Below are 21,794 nucleotides of genomic sequence, written 5' to 3'. Positions count from 1 at the left end.
GATTGGTTTGGCAGTGATTTGCCTGTACAGCACTGCAGGCCGTACAGACAAAATCCTGCCGGTTGAAAAACAAGCCGTGGGCGGCAGCGGTTTCCCGGTTACTGTATAACCGGCTGGTACTGCCTTCCGTTTAATGCAGCCTCAATAGAAGGTATGAGAAGTTCTGTGTGTGCGATCATGGAATTGGGCTTTTTTTCTGGGTTATCCTGACCAAAAGGAACAAAATAGACATTTTTGGCGTTCAAAAGAAGGCCGATATTTTTCATATTCATTCCCAGTGCATCGTTGGTGGAGATAGAGATAAGCAGAGGTTTTTCGTTCCTCAGATGTGCCTTGGCTGCCATGAGGGCGGGAGTATCTGTGATGCCGTTGGCAAGTTTTGCTATGGTATTGCCTGTGCAGGGGAGGATCACCAGAATATCCAGTAGGCTCTTGGGACCGATAGGTTCTGCCTGTGGGATGGTGAGTATTGGTTCTCTGCCTGTAATGCTGCGTGCCTTTTCTATAAAGTCCTCTGCATTGCCGAAACGGCTGTCAATGCTTTGGGCGGCATCTGAAAATATGGTCTGTATTTCGGCGCCTTCCTCCGCCAGCTTCTGTAATTCATCAAACACTTTTTTATATGTGCAGAAGGAGCCGGTAAAGGCTACTCCCACTTTCCTTCCTTTTAATGACATAGATTCTTCTCCTTATCATATATGACAACAGAACGTTCCCTAATGGGAGATCCTGTTACTCATATTCCTTTAATTTACGAAAAACAGCTTCTGCAATGGCATAGGCAGAGGAACGAGGGGCATATTTCCCCGGAAGTCCCGGACAGAGATATGCGGATATCCCCAGGTCCCTGGCTGCGGTAAAGTCCACACCGCCGGGAGCAGAAGCGATATCAATGATCAGAACCTGTTTCTTAAGGCTCTTTAAAAGTGACCTGTCAATGATCTGGGCTGGAATAGTGTTAAAGATAAAATCAAAACTGCCCGCCTTTTCTTCCAGTGTCTCGCAGGAGAGGGCTTCCCCTGCCAGTATCTCAGCTTCTGCCCGTACGCCGGGTCTTCTGGCACATACAGTTACATGACAGAACATCCCTTTCAGGTATGCAGCCAGGGTTTTTCCACAGGTTCCGTATCCCAATACGAGACAGCGGCTTTGGTGGAGATTGCGGCTGCTTTTTTGAATGGCTTCCGCCACAGCACCTTCTGCTGTGGCAATACTGTTTTTTTCGGTGAGTATCTCGTCTTTCATCAGATCAGAGACAAAGACTCCTTTTGAAAATACTTTTTCCTGGAAGTCTCTGGGTATACATCCCGCAAATAAGGACTGACCCTCCCCAAGAAGATCCGATAGAAGGGGCAGAGGAATCTCTTTGCTTTTATTTATGGGGATCGGCGCAAGGACGGTCTCTGCATTTGAAACTGCTTCTAAAAGAGAAGAGGCAGCATAGCAGGAGGCGCCCGGAGTATCTGCACAAAGCGCATATTTACATACTCTGCAGCCGCATTCCGAGAGATAACCGGCCAGATAGACCTGGCGCATATCTCCGCCGATAACTGCAAAATCAAATTTTTTGTGGCTCATTGTCTGTCTCCTGAATGGAACACTTATTGGTAACGACCCGGCACAACGTGCTGCCGGTGATCCTGGAAGTGCCGGACCGTTACTCTTATTTACTATATGTAGGAGGAAAAAAAGATGTGTAAAAGGATCAGGCTTTTTATGACTGGTTCCGCTCTCCTCTGGCGGATGTGTGGAAGAGTTTTTTGTAAGCCCTGGAAAAGGAGGAGTAATTTTTAAAACCGCACTGATAGCAGGCATCTGTGACAGACATGCCGTTCTGGATCAATGCCCTGGCCCGCAGCAAGCGTTTGGTGGAAATATAGCTGGCTACGCTGTATCCTGTCTCCTGTTTGAACAGGTGCATGAGGTAATAACGGCTCATATAGAAACAGGAGGCCAGTTGGTCGATGGAGATGTCCTCTGCCAGATGCTCGGCAATGTAGTCGAGAACAGGCAGGATTTTGGAATTGCAGCGGCTGTTTTCTATATATGTGCCTGAGTAGGAGTCCATGGAGAAACGGTTCAGGAGGATTAGAAATTCCATAAAGAGCGCTTTCTGGTACAGGGCAGCGGCAAAGGCTCCGCCCTCAAAGGACTTTTCCAGTTCCTGCAGGACCTGATACAGGCGGCTCTGGCTGAACAGCTCAATGCGCAGCACATTGGAACGGCTGGCCTGGGCCTGCACAAAGCACTGGTTCAGGGAATCCTCCTTGTCTCGGCAGGAATCCATGAATTCAGGCGATATATACAGGATCACCCGCTCGTAGGCGGAGCTGCTGTTGATGACCGGCTTGTGGATCTCGCCGGCATTTACAAGGACTATGTCATAGGGCTTTAGATCAAAGGATTTTCCCTCGATGTGGTAAGTGACGTCACCGCGTATGAAGATCAGTATTTTATAAAAATCATGATAGTGATAGGAAAAACTGTTTTCCTCCTCGTCTGTAATATGAAAGAGGCGGAAATCGTCTTTCAGATAACCGGTTTTGCTGTAAGAATCCAATTCAGGTTCCTCCTGTGGGATGTTTTTCTGTGTTTAGCATGTTTTGCAATGTTTTTGACACGATGCTTATATTATAACACAAAAGTGTCTGATAAACTAGATACAGACTACAGGGACAATGGAAGACTGCGGTTTTTGCAGTCTATGTGCATGCTTTTGTTGCTATGAAACCGAAATGCTGAATAGTAACATAGAATATGGTATGGCCGCCAATGCAAAAGGAGCGCCTAAGGAAAGGAAAGAGAGCAGTGAAATTTGAAAAATATCACGGAATAGGAAATGATTATCTGGTGTATGACTGTCAAAAGAATACAGAAGAGCTGGATGCGGATAAGATCCGGAAAATCTGTGACAGGAATTTCGGAGTGGGTTCAGACGGTATTCTGGCAGGTCCTTATATAGAAGACGGAGATTTTGCCGTCCGTGTTTTTAATCCGGACGGAAGTGAAGCCAAGAGAGCGGGAAACGGTATCCGTATCTTTGCAAAATATTTAAAAGACGCGGGATATACCCTCAGTGAGCGGTTGAATATCAGAACAAAAGGTGGAAATGTACAGGTGCGCTTTCTCAACGCAGACGGCACAAGGATACAGGCGGATATGGGAAGACTGTCCTTTTCCAGTAAAGACGCAGGCCTTGTGGGGGAGACAAGAGAGGCGCTCAGAGAGAAAATGGTATTCGGACAGAAGGAATATGACTGTTCCTGTGTCTCTATGGGCAATACACATTGTGTGATCCCCATGGATGAAATCTCAAGGGAAAAGATTTGTAAAATAGGCGCCTTTTCAGAACGTTCCGAGTATTTTCATGACCGGATCAATACGCAGATCATGAAGGTTTTGGACAAAAATAATATTCAGATAGAAATATTCGAGCGGGGGGCGGGATATACCCTGGCATCCGGCACCAGCAGCTGTGCAGCAGCAGGCGCGGCATACCGGCTGGGGATGATCGATTCCGATGTGATGGTACACATGCCGGGCGGCAAGCTCTGGATCCAGATTGATGAGGAATGGCGGGTGAAAATGACAGGAAGCGTACAGAGTGTATGCCGGATTGAAATGACAGAGGACTTCCTTCGGTTTGAACCATAGGTCCCATCGTTGTATAAAAGCTCCTGAAAGTGTCTGAACGGTGCTTTTCACTGTACCCTGCCGGGGTTACAATAAACCTGAGCAGAGGATGATCAGATGCTTTCATAGTTAAGGGGTGACACAGATGCAGGATCATAAGACGACCTTCCGGGTGACGATAACTTCACAGGAACATCATAGCTGGCAGGGGATTCTGGAATACAGGGACAGGGAATATTCCTTTCTCAGTGCGCTGGATCTCATAAGAATGATGGACAGTTTTTTAAATAACAGCAAAGGAAATACAGAGGCAGAAGAATAAATAAAAAGAGATGGGCTTCCGCGGCAGCATACAGGCTGTGCGGGAGCCTTTTTGCATGTTCTGTGGCTCATGCTCTCTTTGGCGCAGGTGTCCTGACGTGTATTTTTCGTAAAAGTGCCGGTATTTCCTTTGGATTGGTCAGTTTTTTGGGTGGGAGTTTACAAAAAACCTGGCACATGACACAAAAAGATGGGAGCAAAACTGCTAAAAATGATTGAAAATGCAAAAAAACGAATCGATTATGAGTAAAATAAGCGGAGATATGATGGTATAATTGATGAAAACCGAGGGGTAAAAGCCAAGGCGATTAGGCCGATTGACAATGGTGATCGGAAAAAAATCCTGGACAAGGGGGAATTCCTTATAAGAAAAGTCTGAGAGAATCCACAATAACCGAAGTTGTACGTTTTTTTTAACAAGCCCTTAAAAATTTGACGAAGTCCAAGCGGCTATGATAAGCTAAAGTATAAAGATTAGTTTATTATGGAAATGAGGGCCTGCAGATGAAGAAGAAAGAAAAAGAATACGTAGAATTCCGGTATTATGAGATTCCGCAGCGTGTGCCTTTGATTGCACTTATGGGTGAACGCTGGGTAACTAGGTATGGAAGTGATCCAATGCATTTTCATAACTATATGGAGATAGGTTACTGCTGCTATGGCGAGGGTGTTATGCACCTGGGAAAAGAGGACGTCAGGTATGGGGAGGGCACGATCACGGTGATCCCCAAGAATTTCCCGCATCACACAACGGGAAGAGACGAAGTCTTTGACAGTTGGGAATACCTTTTTATAGACACGGAGCGTTTTTTGAAGACAGTATACGCAGACAAACCTGTGTATGCCAATACGGTGCTTGAACGGCTTCACAGCCGTATGTTTCTGACCAGCAGGGAAGAGGCGCCGGAGATCGATGCGCTTGTCCGTGTCATTCTGAATGAGATGCGGAACAAAGAGGAGTTTTATCTGGAGAGCGTGCAGGGATGCCTGCTCACACTGCTTCTTCAAATAGCCAGGATGAATCCTGCGGACAGTGTGCCGGAGGCAAAAGTCATAGATGACGGAAGCCTGAACAGTATCCTGGCAGTTCTGGATTACATAGAAAAACATTATCAGGAAGAGATAAAGGTAGGACAATTGGCTCAGATCTGCCATATGAGCGAGACACATTTCAGGAGAGTGTTCACAGAATATATGAATACATCTCCGGCAGAATATGTGAATCTTGTACGGATTGAGCGGGCATGTGAATTTCTGGCAAAATCAGATGAACGTCTGGAGGACATTGCCGTTAAGGTTGGATTCCAGGCATCAGCCACATTCATCCGTAATTTCAAGAAGATTGTGGGGACTGCTCCACACCAGTGGAGAAGCGCGGCAAGGGGAAAAGAAGACAACCCTTCCAACTATAATGTATCGGTTTTAAAGGGCTGGTGAGGCCCCGGAGACGGGTAAATATCAGAAAAAATAAGCAATGTACAAATTAGACAAATGAATTGTTGACATATGCGGCGAAATGATGTAATATACATATATGCTGGACCGTGAAAAAACGGAAATATGGTCATATTACACAAACAATTTGTCGAATGATAGGACTGTATGTACATTCATGTGTTGATGCTAATAATTAAAGGGAGGTATTTATTTATGAGAAAAAAAATTGTTGCAGCTATGCTGGCTTCTATGATGGTTGTTTCACTTGCAGCCTGCGGAGGCGGAGATGACGGAAGCGGAAGCACCGGCGGTGATACAAAAAAAGAAGATACCAGCGGAACAGATGAGAAAAAAGATGATGCGGCAGGTGAAGCCGTGGCAGCTACAGATGATGACAATACTTTGACTGTATGGTGCTGGGATCCGAACTTCAACATCTATGCAATCAATAAAGCTGCTGAGATCTATGCAAAGGATCATGACGGATTTAACGTTAAAGTTACAGAGATCCAGTCAGATGATATTGAGACAAAACTGACAACTGCTATGTCAGCAGGCGATTTAAGCACTTTACCTGACATCTTCCTGATGCAGGACAACTCCTTCCAGAAATACGCTACCAACTACCCGGATATCTTCGTTGACTTAGCAGATAAGGGTATTGACTTTACACAGTTCTCTGAAGCCAAAGTAGCTTACTCTACCTTAGACGGCAAGAACTACGGCGTTCCGTTCGATAACGGTGCTGCCATCAGCTGCTACAGAACAGATATGCTGGAAGAGGCAGGATATACTGTAGATGACTTTACAGATATCACATGGGATGACTTTATGGAAAAAGCTAAAGTTGTCAAAGAAAAAACAGGACAGCCTCTGCTGACACAGCAGGCAGGTTCTACCGATATTATCATGATGATGATCCAGTCTGTGGGAGCTTCCTGCTTCACAGAAGACGGAAAAGCAAATATCGTTGACAATGAAGCTGTTAAGAAAGCTGTAGAGATTTATTCTCAGATGGTAAAAGACGGCACATTACTTGAAGTAACTGACTGGGATCAGTATGTTGCATCTATCAACAACGGTACAGTTGCAGGCGTTATCAATGGATGCTGGATCATGGCTACTGTAACAGCACAGGATGATCAGTCCGGAAAATGGGCTATCACAAATATGCCTAAGATGGAAGGCGTTGGTGAGGCAAGTAATTACTCCAACAATGGCGGTTCTTCATGGGCAGTTACATCCAACTGTAAAAAACCGGATTTAGCCGTAGATTTCCTGAAATCCACATTCGGCGGAAGCACAGAACTTTATGATGACCTGATTTCAAAGGGCGCACTGGCAACATGGGCACCGGCTGGTGATTCTGATGTTTACAATCAGGAAGTTCCGTTCTTCTCAAATGACAAAGTATATGCTAAGATCGTAGACTTTGCTACCAAGACACCTTCTAACGTTACAGGACCGTTCTACTACGACGCTCGTGACGCTATCGGTGTTGCACTTTCCCAGATTACACAGCAGGGTACTGACATCGGAACCGCACTTCAGGAAGCTCAGGACACTGTAGACTTCACAATGGGCGGCTGATCAATAAAAGACCCCTGAATTGATTCTTTATTTCTAAGAAATGAAAGGTCTGCTGCTGCTTATTAAAGGCAGCGGCAGGCCTTTTTGAATCAGGTACGGAGAGAAAAGAAGTTCTGTATCTGTTCATAATTAAAAATGAAAAAGGAGGGTGCATGTTTATGAGTGGTCCTAATAAAAAAGGGATGTCTCTGGAAAAGAAACATAATGTGACCGGCTGGATTTTCCTGATCCCGGCAACGGCCCTGATCTGTTGGATGAGTTTTTATCCAATGATCAAAGCGTTCATTATGTCACTGCAGACAGGTATTGGTATTAATTTGACTTTCGGAGGTGCTGCGAACTATCTCCGTATTCTGAAAGACCCTACATTTAAACAATGTTTGTTCAACACATTCTTCTACCTGATCATTCAGGTACCGGTCATGCTGGTAATGGCACTGGCACTGGCTTCTATGCTGAACAATAAGCATCTGCGGTTCAAAGGATTGTTCCGTACAGCGATTTTCCTTCCCTGTGCAACATCCCTTGTATCCTATGCAATGATTTTCCGTTCAATGTTTGCAAATGATGGTTTTATCAACACAGTTTTAAGAGGATTTGGTTTGAATCCTATTATGTGGTTTGCAAATGCATGGACCGCAAGGGCGGTTATTATCATCGCTCTGATCTGGAGATGGACAGGATATAATATGGTATTCTATCTGTCAGGCCTGCAGAATATTGAATATTCCGTATATGAGGCTGCCAAGATTGACGGTGCGTCACCGCTTCAATCATTCTTCAAGATCACAGTACCGCTTTTGAAACCTACGATTCTTCTGACAACGATCATGTCCACAAATGGTACACTGCAGTTGTTCGATGAGTCTCTGAACCTGACTAACGGCGGACCGGGTAAGACAACTATGACTCTGTCCCACTACATATACAATACGTCCTTTGTACAAAGCCCGAACTTCGGCTATGCGGCTGCAATGTCCATCATTGTACTGATCATGGTGGCAATTCTGGCAGTTATCCAGATGAAAGTAGGTGATGAACGATGAATAAAGGCCAAAAAATATTCCAGTATGTATTTCTGTCGATCGTTTCCCTGTTATCTGTATTTCCGCTGTACTACATGTTCTGCGGAGCAACCAATAAAAGTACGGACGTGGTTGCCGGCAAACTGATTCCAGGCGGTTATATTGTGTCCAATTTCAAGTCTCTGCTGGACAATCAGGACCTGGCAAGAGCTATGTGGAACTCCTTTAGAAATGCTGTTATCCTGACGGTACTGGCTCTGCTGGTATGTTCTATCGCAGGTTACGGCTTTGAGATCTATCATGACAAGGGCAAGGATGTTGTTATGACACTCCTTCTGACAGCTATGATGATTCCTTTCGCAGCTATCATGATCCCTCTGTTTAAGATGTTCTCCACTTTGAAAATGGTCAACAGTATGGCAGCATTTATGCTTCCTACTATTTCCACGCCGTTTTTGATCATGCTGTTCAGGCAGAGTGCCCGTTCGTTCCCGCATGATATTATTGAGGCGGCCCGCCTTGACGGTCTGAGTGAAACAGGGATTTTCTTCCGTATGTTTTTCCCGACCATGCGTTCCACTTACGCGGCAGCCATGACGATCACGTTCATGAATGCATGGAACAACTACCTGTGGCCAAAGGTAATCTTACAGACAGACAGCTCCATTACCATGCCTATGCTGGTAGCCAACCTGTTGGGTGGTTATACCGTTGACTACGGTATGCTGATGCTGGGCGTACTCATCTGTACGTTACCTACCGCAATTGTATTCTTCTGTCTGCAGAAGAGCTTTGCAGAAGGTATTACAGGTGCTGTTAAATAAAAAGAGACAGATGCCGGCTTTGATGCCGGGCTGTTGAAAATATGTACTATACAGGCGGATATTTTGATTTCATGAGATATCCGCCTGATTTTTTAACTATATGGCAGATGGGAAGCGGGGAAATATCTGCCGGATAACCAATAGGAGGTAGAGATGAAAGTATTTCATTACGAGAAAGTGAAAGACCCTTCCTGGTTCCAGGAAAACAGGGTAAATGCCCATTCCGACCACAGATACTATGCTTCTATGGAGGAATTGGAGCAGAAGCAGGACAATTTCAGGTATAGTCTGAACGGTCTGTGGAAATTCCATTACGCTAAGAACTATGACAGTACGATTCCGGGGTTTGAGGCCATGGATTACTGCTGCAGATCCTGGGATGATATCCATGTGCCGGCCCACATCCAGATGGAGGGATATGACTGTCCTCAGTATGCCAATGTACAGTACCCCTGGGAGGGATGGGAAGAACTGGAGCCGGGGGAGATACCCACACGGTTTAATCCAACAGCCAGCTACGCCAAATATTTTGAAGTGCCTGAGAACATGAAAGGGAAACGTATTTTTATCTCGTTCCAGGGCGCGGAGAGCGGCATTGCTGTCTGGCTCAACGGCAATTATGTGGGATACAGTGAGGACACGTTTACACCGTCAGAGTTTGAACTGACCCCATATTTGAAGGAAGGGGAGAACAAGCTGGCAGCCCAGGTTTTCAAATTCACGAGCAGCAGTTGGTGTGAGGACCAGGATTTCTTCCGTTTTTCAGGAATCTACAGAGATGTATATCTGTTTGCGGTGCCTGAGGTGCATGTGGAGGACATGAGGATCCGCACACTTCTGGATGATACCTTTACTAAAGCAGATCTGGAGATCGTGCTCAAGGCTTCAGCGGAAGGAAATGTGAAGGTTTCCTTGTCAAAGGACGGAAAAACACTGATGACAGAGGAGAGCAGTTTAGGCGGTGAGACAGAACTTGTCATGAAGGTGGATAAGCCTCAGCTTTGGAGTGCGGAATCACCGGCGCTTTATGACCTGCTTTTCCAGGTCTATGACAAGGCCGGAAACCTTAAGGAGGTGATCCCATACCGGGTCGGCTTCCGCAGATTTGAGATGAAAGACAGTATCATGACGCTGAACGGCAAGAGAGTAGTGTTCAAAGGCGTGAACCGCCATGAATTCAGTTCTGTGAGCGGCCGTCATGTGTCAAGGGAAGAGCTGATAAAAGATATTGTCACAATGAAGAGAAATAATATCAATGCCATACGTACCTGCCACTATCCGGATGGCTCAGATATATATGATCTGTGTGACGAATATGGGCTTTACATGATCGCGGAGAACAACCTGGAGTCCCATGGCTCCTGGGATTCCCAGGCGGAGAAAAAAGCGCCGGATCTTAATAAAGTTGTGCCCTGTGACCATCCGGAATGGCTGGGTATGATGCTGGACCGTGTAAATTCCATGTATCAGAGAGACAAGAACCATCCGGCAATCCTGATCTGGTCCTGTGGAAACGAATCCTTCGGCGGCAAGGATATCTATGAGATGTCAGAATTCTACCGCAGGGAAGACCCCACAAGACTGGTACACTATGAAGGCGTGTTCTGGGACCGCAGATACAATGAGACTAGTGATATGGAGAGCCAGATGTATCCCTCGGTGGAGAGCATCAAAGAATTCTTGGAGAAGGACAGAAGCAAACCCTTTATCTGCTGCGAATATACTCATGCCATGGGAAATTCCTGTGGCGCCATGCACAAATACACGGATCTGACCGATGCAGAGCCTTTATATCAGGGCGGATTTATCTGGGATTACATTGATCAGTCCATTTATAAAAAGGACCGCTATGGAAAAGAATTCCTGGGTTACGGCGGAGATTTTGATGACCGTCCCTGTGACTATAATTTCAGCGGCAACGGCATTGCATACGGAGGAGAACGTGAGCCTTCTCCTAAAATGCAGGAAGTGAAGTTTAACTATCAGAATATCACCGCAGTTGTGGAAAAAGATAAGGTACGGGTGGTCAATAAAAATCTGTTTGTGAATACAGACAGCTTTGACTGTGTTGTACTCTTGGAAAAGGATGGACGTCTGCTGAAAAAAGAGTGCCTGGAAACACATACAGCGCCTCTTTCGGAGGATGTGTACCAGCTGCCGGTGGATGTCCAGACACTGCCGGGAGAATATGCAGTCACTGTCTCTTTCCGTCTGAAAGAGGACACATTGTGGGCAGAGAGAGGCCATGAAGTTGCCTTTGGACAGGGCGTATATCAGGTTGAAGCACCTGCTGTACAGCACAGAGGCAGGATGGATATCGTGAAGAGTGTACACAACATCGGCATTCACGGGGATGGATTCCGTGTTCTGTTCTCTTACCTGAACGGGGGGCTTGTTTCATATGTGTATGGCGGCGTGGAGATGATCAAAGCAATCCCGAAGCCCAATTTCTGGAGAGCGCCAACGGACAACGACTGCGGTAATCTGATGCCCATGCGCTACGGACAGTGGAAACTGGCAAGCATGTATCTGAACCACAAGGACCCACAGGGCGGATACCGGATCCCTAAACTGGAGGTTTTGGAAGACTGCGCAGTGGTCACCTATACTTACTATATGCCATCTGTTCCATCGGCAGAGTGCAGCCTTGCCTACAAAGTTTATGGTGACGGAACCATAGAAACCGTGCTCTCCTATGAACCGGTAAAGGAGCTGGGCGATATGCCGGAATTCGGCGTAATGTTCAAGTTTGACGCAGACTATGACAATGTGACATGGTACGGCATGGGGCCGGAGGAGACGTATGTGGACCGCTGTCACGGGGCAAAGCTGGGCATTTACAGGAACAAAGTCTCTGATAATATGGCTGAATATCTGGTTCCCCAGGAATGCGGCAACAAGGTAGGAGTCCGCTGGGCCAGTGTCACAGACAGAAAAGGGAGAGGAATGCTTTTTGCAGGGGATAAAATGGAATTCTCAGCACTTCCGTATACGCCTCACGAGATAGAAAATGCAGCGCATTCCTTTGAGCTTCCGCAAGTACACTACACGGTGGTCAGAGTATCTGCAAAACAGATGGGTATTGCAGGTGATGATAGCTGGGGTTCTAAGACCCATCCGGAATATCTTCTGAACGCAGACGGCAAAATGGAATTTAACTTCAGCTTCAGAGGAATTTAAGAAAACAGAACAGGAAAGAACGGGGCCGGTTTACCGTAGGCCGGCCTGTTGGAGGATCAATATGGGTAGAGAGTTTAATTTTGGCAAGATGATCCACGGCGGGGACTACAACCCGGAACAGTGGCTGGATTTCCCGGAAATCCTGGATAAAGATATAGAATACTTTAAGAAAGCAAAGATCAATGAAGTGTCTCTGGGTATCTTTTCCTGGTCCGTTCTGGAGCCGTGTGAGGGTACATACAATTTTGGATGGATGGAAGAGATCATCAATCGTCTCTGGGAAAACGGTATTTCCACGATCCTGGCAACTCCTTCCGGTGCCCGTCCGAAATGGATGGCTGATAAATATCCGGAGGTTCTGCGGGTGGACGCTGACAGGCACAGAAATCTGTTTGGCGGCAGACATAATCACTGTTACACATCTCCTGTATACAGGGATAAGGTGCGTCAGATGAATATGGCTCTGTCCAAAAAATTCGGAAGGCATCCGGGTGTCATTGGCTGGCATCTGTCAAATGAGTATGGGGGAGAATGCCACTGTCCCCTTTGTCAGGAAGAATTCCGCAGATGGCTGAAGGAAAAATACGGTAGCATAGATGCCCTGAACAAAGCTTGGGCCACAACCTTCTGGAGCCACATTTACAATGATTTTTCACAGATAGAAAGCCCGTCTCCAAGGGGAGAATCAGGGCTTCACGGATTAAATCTGGATTGGAAGCGCTTTGTGACAGACAGAACTGTGGATTTTGTGCGGCATGAGGCACAGGCAGTAAAAGACGGCGGCTCAGACCTTCCGGTTATGATCAATATGATGTATAACTACGGCGGACTGAATTACCACAAATTTAAGGACGTGGTGGATATCGTCACATGGGACAATTATCCCACATGGCACAAAGGACCGGAATCTCTTACAGCCATGGATACAGGAATGCAGCACGACATTATGCGAAGCATTTTGAAAAAGCCGTTTCTGCTTATGGAATCCTGTCCGTCAGCTACAAACTGGCAGAGTGTGAGCAAGCTGAAAAAACCGGGTATGCTGCGGGCAGCATCCCTGCAGGCAGTGGCTCATGGTTCAGACAGTGTACAGTATTTCCAGCTTCGTCAGAGCCGGGGGTCCAGCGAGAAATTCCACGGCGCTGTTATTGACCATTACGGTGGTGAGGATACCAGAGTGTTCGGCGAGGTTACGGAAGTGGGAGAAGCACTGGATGCTCTCGGTGAGATGGCAGGAAGCTATACTTCTGCACAGGCTGCGGTTATCTATGACTGGGAAAACCGCTGGGCCATGGAGGACGCGGCAGGTCCGAGAAATAAAAATCTGTATTATAAAGAGGCTGTAGAAAAGTCATATTATGCTTTCCGCAAGCTGGGACTTGATGTGGATGTCATTGACATGGAGCAGGAGCTGGACAGTTATAAGATCGTGGCGGCACCTATGCTGTATATGTTCAGGGCAGGTTTTGAGGAGAAAGCAGAGAAGTTTGTAAAATCAGGCGGAAAACTGATTCTCACATACTGGTCCGGTATTGTGGATGATACTGACCTCTGCTTCCTGGGCGGAACCCCTCACGGACTTATGGAGGTGTGCGGTCTTCGCAGTACGGAAATTGACGGACTGTACGACGGGGAGACCAACTGCGGCGTTCCGGTTAAAGGAAACGGCCTGTGCATGACAAAGACCTATACATGTGAACATCTCTGTGATCTGGTGAGAACAAACGGAGCGGAAGTCCTCATGACCTACGGAAAGGATTTTTATGCGGGGATGCCGGCGCTGACCTGTAATTCTTATGGTGAAGGAAAAGCTTACTATGTATGTGCGGATTTTGAGCAGGGTCTTTACGATGAATTATACAGAAAACTGGTAAAAGAGGCAGGGATCAAGCGCTATGTTCACCACATTCCTGCCGGCATTGAAGTGACATCCAGAGAGACGGAAGATGCGCTTTACCTGATCGTGCAGAACTTTGATCCGGAAAGTGTGGAAGTGCGGCTGCCGAAGGGACCGTTCACAGTCTGGTATGGAGAATACGACGGTACTGTAAAGGGTTTTGATATGGTGGTTCTCAAAAAAAGCAAATAGACATGTGCGGTTTGAGATGATATAATGAATCTAAGGTTGGAAAGAAAGCAGACAAGGAGGTCAGATTGACACTTTGTCTGCTTTTTTGGCAATGTGAAGAAGATGAGGCACTCCTAAGAGGAGGCGCACCGCAGGATAAGGAGGATAAGGATGAACAAATACAATAAGCTCTATTTGGCTATGACAGACTTTTTTGCAGGGGATGTAAAGCGGATTCAGCATTTTGTGAAAGTACACAGCTTTGCGAAAATCATAGGTGAAGAGGAAGGATTGGACGGGAAAACACAGGGAATCCTGGAGGCGGCCGCGCTGGTACATGACATAGGTATTAAGCCTGCGGAGGAAAAGTATGGACGAAGTGAGGGGAAACTCCAGGAACAGGAAGGTCCTGTGATAGCAGAAAAAATGCTGCATGAGCTGGAATTTGCCGAGGATGTGATAAAACGTGTGGCCTGGCTCGTAGCACATCACCACACATACAGCCACATAGAAGCTCCGGACCATCAGATCCTTGTGGAGGCTGATTTTTTGGTGAACTTTTATGAGGGTGATATGAATGAAGAGACTATTCGGAAAACTGTGGAGAAAATATTTAAAACCAAAACCGGAAAGAGCCTTGCGGCGGATATGTATTTTCGCAGGCCTGTAAAATTATCAGACACATGGGCCGAGGAGGCGTTGCAGGATCTGGAGGATTTCATAGAAGAACAGGGGGTTTATATCCGGCAGTGACGGGATAAGGAATTATCGGGTACACATTGACTTTTTATTCTGAGGTTGTATAATTTCTAAGGTATAGATAGACAACTTTGAAAGGACAGAAGGAGGAGCTATGAAGTATCTGAGACAATTCTGCATTATTTTACTGTTTTCATTTCTGGGAGAAGGGCTTCATATCGTCCTGCCGCTTCCCGTACCTGCCAGTGTTTACGGTCTGGTTCTGATGCTGGCCGCGCTTCAGACAGGAATCCTGAAAACACATCAGGTAAAGGAATCGGCGGGATTTTTAATTGAGATCATGCCTGTGATGTTCATACCTGCGGCGGCGGGACTGCTGAACTCATGGGGTGTGCTGAAGCCAGTCTTCATCCCGGTTGCGGTTATAACTGCAGTCACTACAGTCTTTGTCATGGCAGTGACAGGGCTTGTGACTCAGGGAATTATACGGAAGGGGAAAAAGAGTGATGAAAACGTTTCTGAGTGATTCTGTTTTTTGGGGAGCAGTTTTAAGCCTGTTGGGTTATGAGGTGGGTCTGCTTCTCAAGAAAAAATTTAAGATGGCAGTCTTTAACCCGCTGCTGATAGGCGTGATCTGTGTGATCGGGGTACTGGCTGTGGGACATATTGATTATGACAGTTATTATGAGGGCGGCAGATATATCAGCTATCTTCTGACTCCGGCCACGGTATGCCTGGCTGTGCCGTTGTACGAACAGATGGGGCTTCTGAGGAAAAACCTGAAAGCTGTGGCAGCGGGTCTCATATCCGGTGTACTTGCCAGCCTTGTCAGTGTATTTCTGTTGGCAAAGCTGTTTGGATTGGACCATGCCCAGTATGTGACACTGCTTCCAAAGTCCATCACCACGGCCATCGGCATGGGTGTATCTGAGGAACTGGGCGGAATTGTTACGATCACAGTGGCGGTTATCATCATTACAGGAATTTTGGGCAATATGATAGGGGAAGTGGTATTTAAGATCTTTCATATCCAGGAGCCTGTGGCAAAAGGGCTGTCTCTGGGGGCATCGTCTCACGCCATCGGAACGGCGAAAGCTATGGAACTGGGTCCGGTGGAAGGTGCCATGAGCAGTCTGGCTATTGCGGTTGCAGGTCTTCTGACTGTGATAGGCGCTTCAGTATTTGCGGGATTTATGTAACAGAAGGGAGCAGTTTGGGATGGAAAAAGGGATCATCACTATTGGAAGGCAGTATGGGAGTCAGGGAAAAGCCATAGGAAAGAAGCTGGCAAGTGCCCTTGGCTGCGCTTTTTATGATAAGGAAGAGCTTACCGGAATTGCCAGGGGAAGAGATTATGAAGAAGTCAGGGAATTTTATGAGGAGCAGCCGGTAGACAGCCTTTTGTATGCCATTGCCATGAATAATGAGGAAGAGGAAGCCGGGCGGATTCCCTTTGCCCGTATCCGGGAATTGTGCGGCAACGGTCCCTGTGTGCTCATCGGCCGCTGCGGGAATGAAATTTTTCGGGGAAACCGGGATGCTGTGAGTATTTTCATACATGGGGATCTGGAAAAGAGAGTCCGATATGTGATGGACACAGAGGGACTTTCCAGGCACAGTGCTGTAAAAAAGATCAACAGGGTAGATGAGGAGAGAGCCTCCTTTCACAGGTATTATACGCACAGGGAATGGGGAAAGGCCGAGGAATATGAAGTATGTCTGGACAGCGGTGTTCTGGGTGCTGACAGAAGTGTGGAGGCAATACTTGGTTATCTCAAAATACGGGGGCTGATCTAAAACGGTAGTTGTTGTGAATGGATAAGGGGAGGATTTCTATGGCATTTTTTGAAAAACCGCTGACCAGGAAAGATGTTTTTTCTATTCCTAATATCATGGGATATTTTCGTATTCTTTTGATCCCTATCTATGTGCTTTTGTATTATCATGCAGAATCCGTAAAAGAATATTATATAGCTGCTGTTCTGGTGGGAATTTCCGGGATCACGGATATGCTGGACGGCAAGGTGGCAAGGCATTTTAATATGATCACGGAGCTTGGAAAAGTTCTGGACCCGGTTGCGGACAAACTGACTTTGGGCGCTATGATCCTCTGCCTGGCTTTTCGGTATGAAAACATGCGCTGGCTTGTGGGGCTGTTTATAGTAAAAGAGGGATTTATGGGTATTATGGGGCTTTTGCTGTCCCATTACAGGGGCAGGAAGCTGGACGGAGCAAAATGGTACGGGAAAGTCTGTACAGCGTTTTCCTATGTGGTGATGTTTGTACTGTTTTTCTTTCTGCGGCTGCCCCTTTCACTGGTGAATGCCCTTATTGTGTGCTGCGGGGTGCTTATGGTGGCTGCTTGGATGCTGTATGTGCCGGTGTTTGTTAAGATGTGGAAAGAAAAATAAAATAAATAGACGGTGATAGTATCACGCGCTTTGTTAAAATGTGGAAAGTTTTATGATTTATGGTTGATTTTTAGAATGTTATTTGCTAAAATAAATATATAAATTTTTACAATAAAATTTACATAGAAGGGGCAAACCCATATGAAGGTTAATATTAAAACCATAAGCGAAAAAACAGGATTTTCACCATCCACGGTCTCAAATGCTTTAAATCGAAAAAAAGGTGTAAATGTAGATACTGCAGCAGAAATCTTTCGTGTGGCGAAAGAATTGGGGTATTCTACTGGACAGAATATAAGTAAAATAAAGTTCGTTATTTATAAAAGAAACGGATTGATCATTGATGACACCCCATTTTTCTCCCTTTTGATCGATGGTGTAGAACAGGAATCCAGAAAATATGGGATGGAAATGGTCATGTGTCATTTGAACAAAACCGACTTGGATTATGAAGAACAGGTTGAACAGATAATCCATGATGAATCTGCAGCGGTTATACTGTTGGGGACGGAATTGATGGAGGAAGATGTTGACTTATATAAAACGGCTACCTGTCCTTTTTTGATGTTGGATTACTGGGCGTGGGATATGTCTTTTAACGGTGTTCTTATTAATAATGCAGATTCGGCTCGATTCGCAGTTGAGTATTTGATTCAAAATGGACATAAAGAAATTGGGTATCTGCAGGGGGATTTTCGCATCAAGGCCTTTCGTTCCAGGTGTGTAGGGTATAAAACAGCGATGGAAAAAGCCGGACTGCCAATCAAAGACGAATACATACTGACGTTGGGGACGACTTTAAATGGTGCATATGAAGATATGTTAAAATACCTTGACAAAATGCAGCGTGTACCGACAGCGTTTTATGCTGATAATGATATGATCGCTTTAGGGGCCATGAAAGCCCTTCAAGAAAAGGGGCACAGGATACCTGAGGATGTATCTATAGTGGGATTTGATGACCTTCCGTTTTCTGAGATCAGTTCTCCTCCCCTTACAACGCTTCGTGTCCCAAAGAGAGAGATGGGGCAGTTAGCAGTTAAAAGGATTATTGATATAGTGAGAGGGGATAGGATAAAAACTAAAAGTCAGGTTTGTACGGCTTTTATTGAAAGAAAGAGTGTTAAACGGCTATATTAAATATTGGATGAGGCGTCTTTTGAGGGCGTCTCTTTTTTTGCGTAAACTTATAAAAACCATTTTGTTATATATTATTCTATAATATTTTATTTTTAATAAAAAATTATTTGTCACATGTAGATGAATTATGTCGAAAAATGTTGAATATGCACAAAAAATCATATATTAATTTATAGAAAACATAAAAAATAAAAAATGTATTGAAATATATAATTAAAAATGATAATATAAATTTATATTAAAAATAACAAAATATTTATATAATAATTTAAATGTTTTGTAAAAACAAATATGGAGGGATTTTTATGAAAGCAAAACGTATTATGGCTTTAGCAGCGATTTCGTCAGTGATTTTGTCTATGTTTCTTGGGGGCTGTGGTAATGACAGCGGGGAAAAAGAGAATGTGAAGCAGGAGGAGAATACAGAGCAGAATACAGAGAAGGAAAAAGAAAAAGAATCTGATGATAAGGTGACCGAGGTTACATTTTGGGGATTATCCCAACAGGAAAATTATGAACCTATTGCAGAAGCTTTTAACGAAGAACATAAAAATATCAGGGTTAAAATATCTAATTATGATACGGATGGTATTAAGGATGCCTGTAAAGTGGCAGCATCTTCAAAAACATTACCTAATATGTGGTTTAATTGGGGCGGAAGTCTTGGAGGTTTTTATGTAGATAATGGTCTCACTTATAATTTGAATGATTATGCGGAAGAACATGGGTGGAAAGAAAAATTCAATGACAGTGCTCTGAACTTATGTACATATGATGGTAAAATATCAGGATATCCCAGCAGCTATAATATTTTGGGTGTATTTTACAGAAAAGATGTATTTGATAAATATGGGTTGGAAGTACCCTCTACATTCGAGGAATTTGAATCTGTATGTGAAACCTTAAAAGAAAATGGTATCACGCCTATGTATGCCGGTGGGTTAAACGGATGGCATACAATGCGTTATGTGGAACTTCTGATTGAACATTATGCCGGATCAAAACAGCATGATGAAATGAATTTATTTAATGAGAGTTATGATAATGAAAATGTGACAAAGGCATTTGAAAAGTATAAAGAATGGGTTGATAAAGGATATTTCCCGGATGGATTTTTAACATTAGACGCTAATGATACATTAATGCCTCTTGCGAATGGAGAATGCGCAATGACTATTGAAGGACAATGGCAGGATTCTAATATAGTCAAAAACGGGTTGGATATGGAACAATATGGGGCATTCGCTTTTCCGGCAGGTGAGACAAACAGGCTTTCCTCATTTGCAGATATGATTCAGTTTAATGCGGATAATACAGAGGAAGAATTAAATGCTTGTATTGAGTTTATTGATTATTATTTCAGCCATGTTTTGGAATATGCTGAGAATTATAGTCTTCCAATGCCTACAAAAGATTCTCCTATGCCGGAAGGTCAGCCAAACGTGGAAATCTTAATTAAACAGGGAGAAGAAAACGGAACTTTTACTATTACAGATCAGGCATTTCCAACGGAAGTGGCAGATGTGTTATTCAACTGCCAGGATGCCATTGCTAATGGGCAAATGGAACCCAAAGAAGCAGGTGCAGATATTCAGGCCGCAATAGAATCCTACAATAATAAATAATTGATAAAAGCGGGCATTTATGCCCGCTTTCCTTTACAAAATTAAGCGTAATGGGAGTGTGAAAATGAAGAATAAAAAGAAAAAATATAATAAAACAGATAAAACAGCATGGCTTTTTTTGCTTCCCGCAGGTATTATTTACATTTCAGTTATTGTAGCGCCGATATTTTATTCACTTTTTATTAGCTTATACAAGTGGAATGGTATTGGAGATAAAGTATTTGTAGGGCTGGCAAATTATAAGAGTTTGTTTAGCGGGGATAAAACTTTTCATACTGCGATAATCAATAATTTGGTTTGGATTGTTCTGACAATATTTATAACGATGTCAGTGTCTCTGGCTTTTGCGGTTGTTTTAAATAAAAAGTTTATCGGAAGAACATTTTTTAGAGGCTTTTTTTATTTCCCATGTGTCATTGCACCGATTGCAGTAGCCATTATATGGAGATGGATTTATAACCCTTCAATGGGATTTATCAACGAGTTTTTTGAATTGATCGGACTAAACTTTACACAATCTTGGATATCAGACCCTAATGTCAGTCTTTATGCTGTTTTTATGGCATCTCTATGGCAGGCTATAGGACAGCCGATGATTTTATTTTTAGCAGGTCTTCAGGCCATTTCACCAGACGTTTTAGAGGCGGCAACTATTGACGGGGCAAATGGATATAAAAAATTTTTTATGGTAACAGTACCGCTTTTAAAAGATACATTTGTAATTGTAATAGCCACGCTGATCGTAGCGGCCATGAAAGTTTTTGATGTTGTACAGGGTCTTACAGGCGGTGGACCAAATGATTCAACACAGATGATTTCAACATATATGTATTCACAAGTTTTTAAATATAATAATGTAGGATATGGTACTGCGATTGCTTGTGTTATGGTTTTTATGATGTTAATAGTGATTGTTCCGTATGTATCGTTCACAGCAAAAGAAGATTGACCTGGGGGTAAGAAATATGGAAGGGAAAGCAAAGAAAATTTCTAAAAAAGTAATGCTATATCTGATACTGATCATACTGGTATTAATATGGATTGTGCCAATATTTACTTTAGTCGCAACGTCAATTAAAAGTAAAGCAGATTTTTATACAGGAATAAGCCTTTTTAGTCTGCCGGAAACAATGGCCTGGGATAATTTTTCTAATGCGATCACAAAGGGAAATTTATTTCGGTATATGAAAAATGATCTTATTGTTTCCTGTCTAAAGGTACCGCTGGGGATTTTTATTGAAGCCCTTGCTGCCTTTGCATTGACAAGACTTTATATCAGATACAGAACAGGAACATTTATTTTTTTCTTAGTAGGAATGATGCTGCCTTTACAGACTGCGTTAGTTCCGATCAATATTATTTATAGTAAACTTGGATTACTAAATACGTATTTTGGTCTCTTTTATGTTTACATAGGTTTTGGCATTTCCTTTGGTATATTGATCTTAAGAGGATTTTTCAATGGAATACCAAAAGATATTGATGAAGCAGCTTATATAGATGGATGTAACAAATGGCAATTATTTTATAAGATCATACTTCCGATCGCAAAACCGGCAATAGCAACACTTGTGATCACTGATTTTTTATCAACATGGAATGAATACTTATTAGCAAGTGTCATTATCAATGATAATTCCATGAAAACAGTACCGGTGGGAATTATGACTTTTGTTGGAGAACACGGTACTGATTATGGATATTTATGCGCAGGTGTATTGATTTCAGTGATTCCTGTATTATTTGTTTATTTGATCTTCCAGAGATATTTTGTGGAAGGAATGGCCGGAGCAATTAAAAGCTGAAGCAAAAAAATGATTTGTTGTGAGGAGAATTTGGGA

Annotated in this window: 20 protein-coding genes; 17 read left to right on the top strand and 3 right to left on the bottom strand. The window is 44.1% G+C overall.

Going from position 1 to position 21,794, the window contains the following annotated elements; genetic code table 11:
• Positions 1–98: 98 nt before the first annotated feature.
• The 3 genes from BLCOC_RS21230 to BLCOC_RS21220 form a co-directional block, all read right to left on the bottom strand.
• Complete coding sequence (locus tag BLCOC_RS21230) at positions 99–677, bottom strand: dipicolinate synthase subunit B (protein WP_115623295.1); 579 nt, start codon at positions 675–677, stop codon at positions 99–101.
• Positions 678–732: 55 nt separating this feature from the next.
• Positions 733–1,578 (bottom strand): dipicolinate synthase subunit DpsA, encoded by an 846-nt coding sequence (locus BLCOC_RS21225; protein ID WP_165907186.1) that lies wholly within the window; start codon positions 1,576–1,578, stop codon positions 733–735.
• 136 nt (positions 1,579–1,714) lie between these two features.
• Positions 1,715–2,560: an AraC family transcriptional regulator gene (locus BLCOC_RS21220; RefSeq protein ID WP_115623293.1), complete on the bottom strand. Its 846-nt coding sequence runs from the start codon at positions 2,558–2,560 to the stop codon at positions 1,715–1,717.
• A gap of 248 nt (positions 2,561–2,808) precedes the next feature.
• On the opposite strand from BLCOC_RS21220, the gene dapF reads away from it, so the two are divergent.
• The 17 genes from dapF to BLCOC_RS21135 all read left to right on the top strand — a co-directional run bounded on the left by dapF (position 2,809) and on the right by BLCOC_RS21135 (position 21,758).
• The gene (gene dapF / locus BLCOC_RS21215) at positions 2,809–3,654 is read left to right on the top strand and encodes a diaminopimelate epimerase (protein WP_029468066.1); all 846 of its coding nucleotides are present in this window, start codon (positions 2,809–2,811) and stop codon (positions 3,652–3,654) included.
• A 124-nt stretch (positions 3,655–3,778) separates the two neighbouring features.
• A complete protein-coding gene (locus tag BLCOC_RS21210) occupies positions 3,779–3,955 on the top strand; it encodes a hypothetical protein (RefSeq protein WP_155857179.1) in 177 nt (58 codons plus the stop codon).
• A 503-nt stretch (positions 3,956–4,458) separates the two neighbouring features.
• Entirely contained in the window at positions 4,459–5,391 is a 933-nt protein-coding gene (locus tag BLCOC_RS21205; protein ID WP_018594476.1) for a helix-turn-helix domain-containing protein, read from the top strand.
• Between the two features lie 213 nt (positions 5,392–5,604).
• A complete protein-coding gene (locus tag BLCOC_RS21200; RefSeq protein ID WP_115623292.1) occupies positions 5,605–6,981 on the top strand; it encodes an ABC transporter substrate-binding protein in 1,377 nt (458 codons plus the stop codon).
• 152 nt (positions 6,982–7,133) lie between these two features.
• Positions 7,134–8,027 (top strand): carbohydrate ABC transporter permease, encoded by an 894-nt coding sequence (locus BLCOC_RS21195; protein WP_174717623.1) that lies wholly within the window; start codon positions 7,134–7,136, stop codon positions 8,025–8,027.
• Complete coding sequence (locus tag BLCOC_RS21190; protein WP_029468069.1) at positions 8,024–8,830, top strand: carbohydrate ABC transporter permease; 807 nt, start codon at positions 8,024–8,026, stop codon at positions 8,828–8,830. The genes BLCOC_RS21195 and BLCOC_RS21190 overlap by 4 nt, the downstream gene beginning before the upstream one ends.
• A 153-nt stretch (positions 8,831–8,983) precedes the next feature.
• Positions 8,984–12,010: a beta-galactosidase, LacZ type gene (gene lacZ / locus BLCOC_RS21185; RefSeq protein ID WP_115623291.1), complete on the top strand. Its 3,027-nt coding sequence runs from the start codon at positions 8,984–8,986 to the stop codon at positions 12,008–12,010.
• A 61-nt stretch (positions 12,011–12,071) separates the two neighbouring features.
• Positions 12,072–14,099 carry a beta-galactosidase gene (locus BLCOC_RS21180; protein WP_115623290.1) on the top strand — a complete coding sequence of 676 codons (2,028 nt, stop codon included), beginning with the start codon at positions 12,072–12,074 and terminating at the stop codon, positions 14,097–14,099.
• Between the two features lie 150 nt (positions 14,100–14,249).
• Positions 14,250–14,831 carry an HD domain-containing protein gene (locus BLCOC_RS21175; protein WP_029468072.1) on the top strand — a complete coding sequence of 194 codons (582 nt, stop codon included), beginning with the start codon at positions 14,250–14,252 and terminating at the stop codon, positions 14,829–14,831.
• A 100-nt stretch (positions 14,832–14,931) separates the two neighbouring features.
• Complete coding sequence (locus tag BLCOC_RS21170) at positions 14,932–15,303, top strand: CidA/LrgA family protein (RefSeq protein WP_115623289.1); 372 nt, start codon at positions 14,932–14,934, stop codon at positions 15,301–15,303.
• Complete coding sequence (locus tag BLCOC_RS21165; RefSeq protein WP_029468074.1) at positions 15,284–15,976, top strand: LrgB family protein; 693 nt, start codon at positions 15,284–15,286, stop codon at positions 15,974–15,976. Before BLCOC_RS21170 ends, BLCOC_RS21165 begins: the two co-directional genes overlap by 20 nt.
• Positions 15,977–15,995: 19 nt before the next feature.
• A complete protein-coding gene (locus BLCOC_RS21160) occupies positions 15,996–16,574 on the top strand; it encodes a cytidylate kinase-like family protein (protein WP_115623288.1) in 579 nt (192 codons plus the stop codon).
• Between the two features lie 38 nt (positions 16,575–16,612).
• Positions 16,613–17,188 carry a CDP-alcohol phosphatidyltransferase family protein gene (locus BLCOC_RS21155; protein ID WP_115623287.1) on the top strand — a complete coding sequence of 192 codons (576 nt, stop codon included), beginning with the start codon at positions 16,613–16,615 and terminating at the stop codon, positions 17,186–17,188.
• A 141-nt stretch (positions 17,189–17,329) separates the two neighbouring features.
• A complete protein-coding gene (locus tag BLCOC_RS21150) occupies positions 17,330–18,328 on the top strand; it encodes a LacI family DNA-binding transcriptional regulator (protein WP_115623286.1) in 999 nt (332 codons plus the stop codon).
• Between the two features lie 305 nt (positions 18,329–18,633).
• On the top strand, positions 18,634–19,953 hold the full coding sequence (locus tag BLCOC_RS21145; protein ID WP_115623285.1) for an ABC transporter substrate-binding protein: 1,320 nt from the start codon (positions 18,634–18,636) through the stop codon (positions 19,951–19,953).
• A gap of 64 nt (positions 19,954–20,017) precedes the next feature.
• Positions 20,018–20,902 (top strand): carbohydrate ABC transporter permease, encoded by an 885-nt coding sequence (locus BLCOC_RS21140; protein WP_115625462.1) that lies wholly within the window; start codon positions 20,018–20,020, stop codon positions 20,900–20,902.
• Positions 20,903–20,918: 16 nt separating this feature from the next.
• The gene (locus BLCOC_RS21135; RefSeq protein WP_115623284.1) at positions 20,919–21,758 is read left to right on the top strand and encodes a carbohydrate ABC transporter permease; all 840 of its coding nucleotides are present in this window, start codon (positions 20,919–20,921) and stop codon (positions 21,756–21,758) included.
• Positions 21,759–21,794 lie beyond the last annotated feature (36 nt).

Origin of the sequence: Blautia coccoides, assembly GCF_034355335.1 — a bacterium.
GTDB classification, from domain to species: Bacteria; Bacillota; Clostridia; order Lachnospirales; family Lachnospiraceae; genus Blautia; species Blautia producta.
The sequence above is the reverse complement of the archived record's forward strand: the minus strand, read 5'-3'. Positions and strand labels throughout refer to the sequence as shown.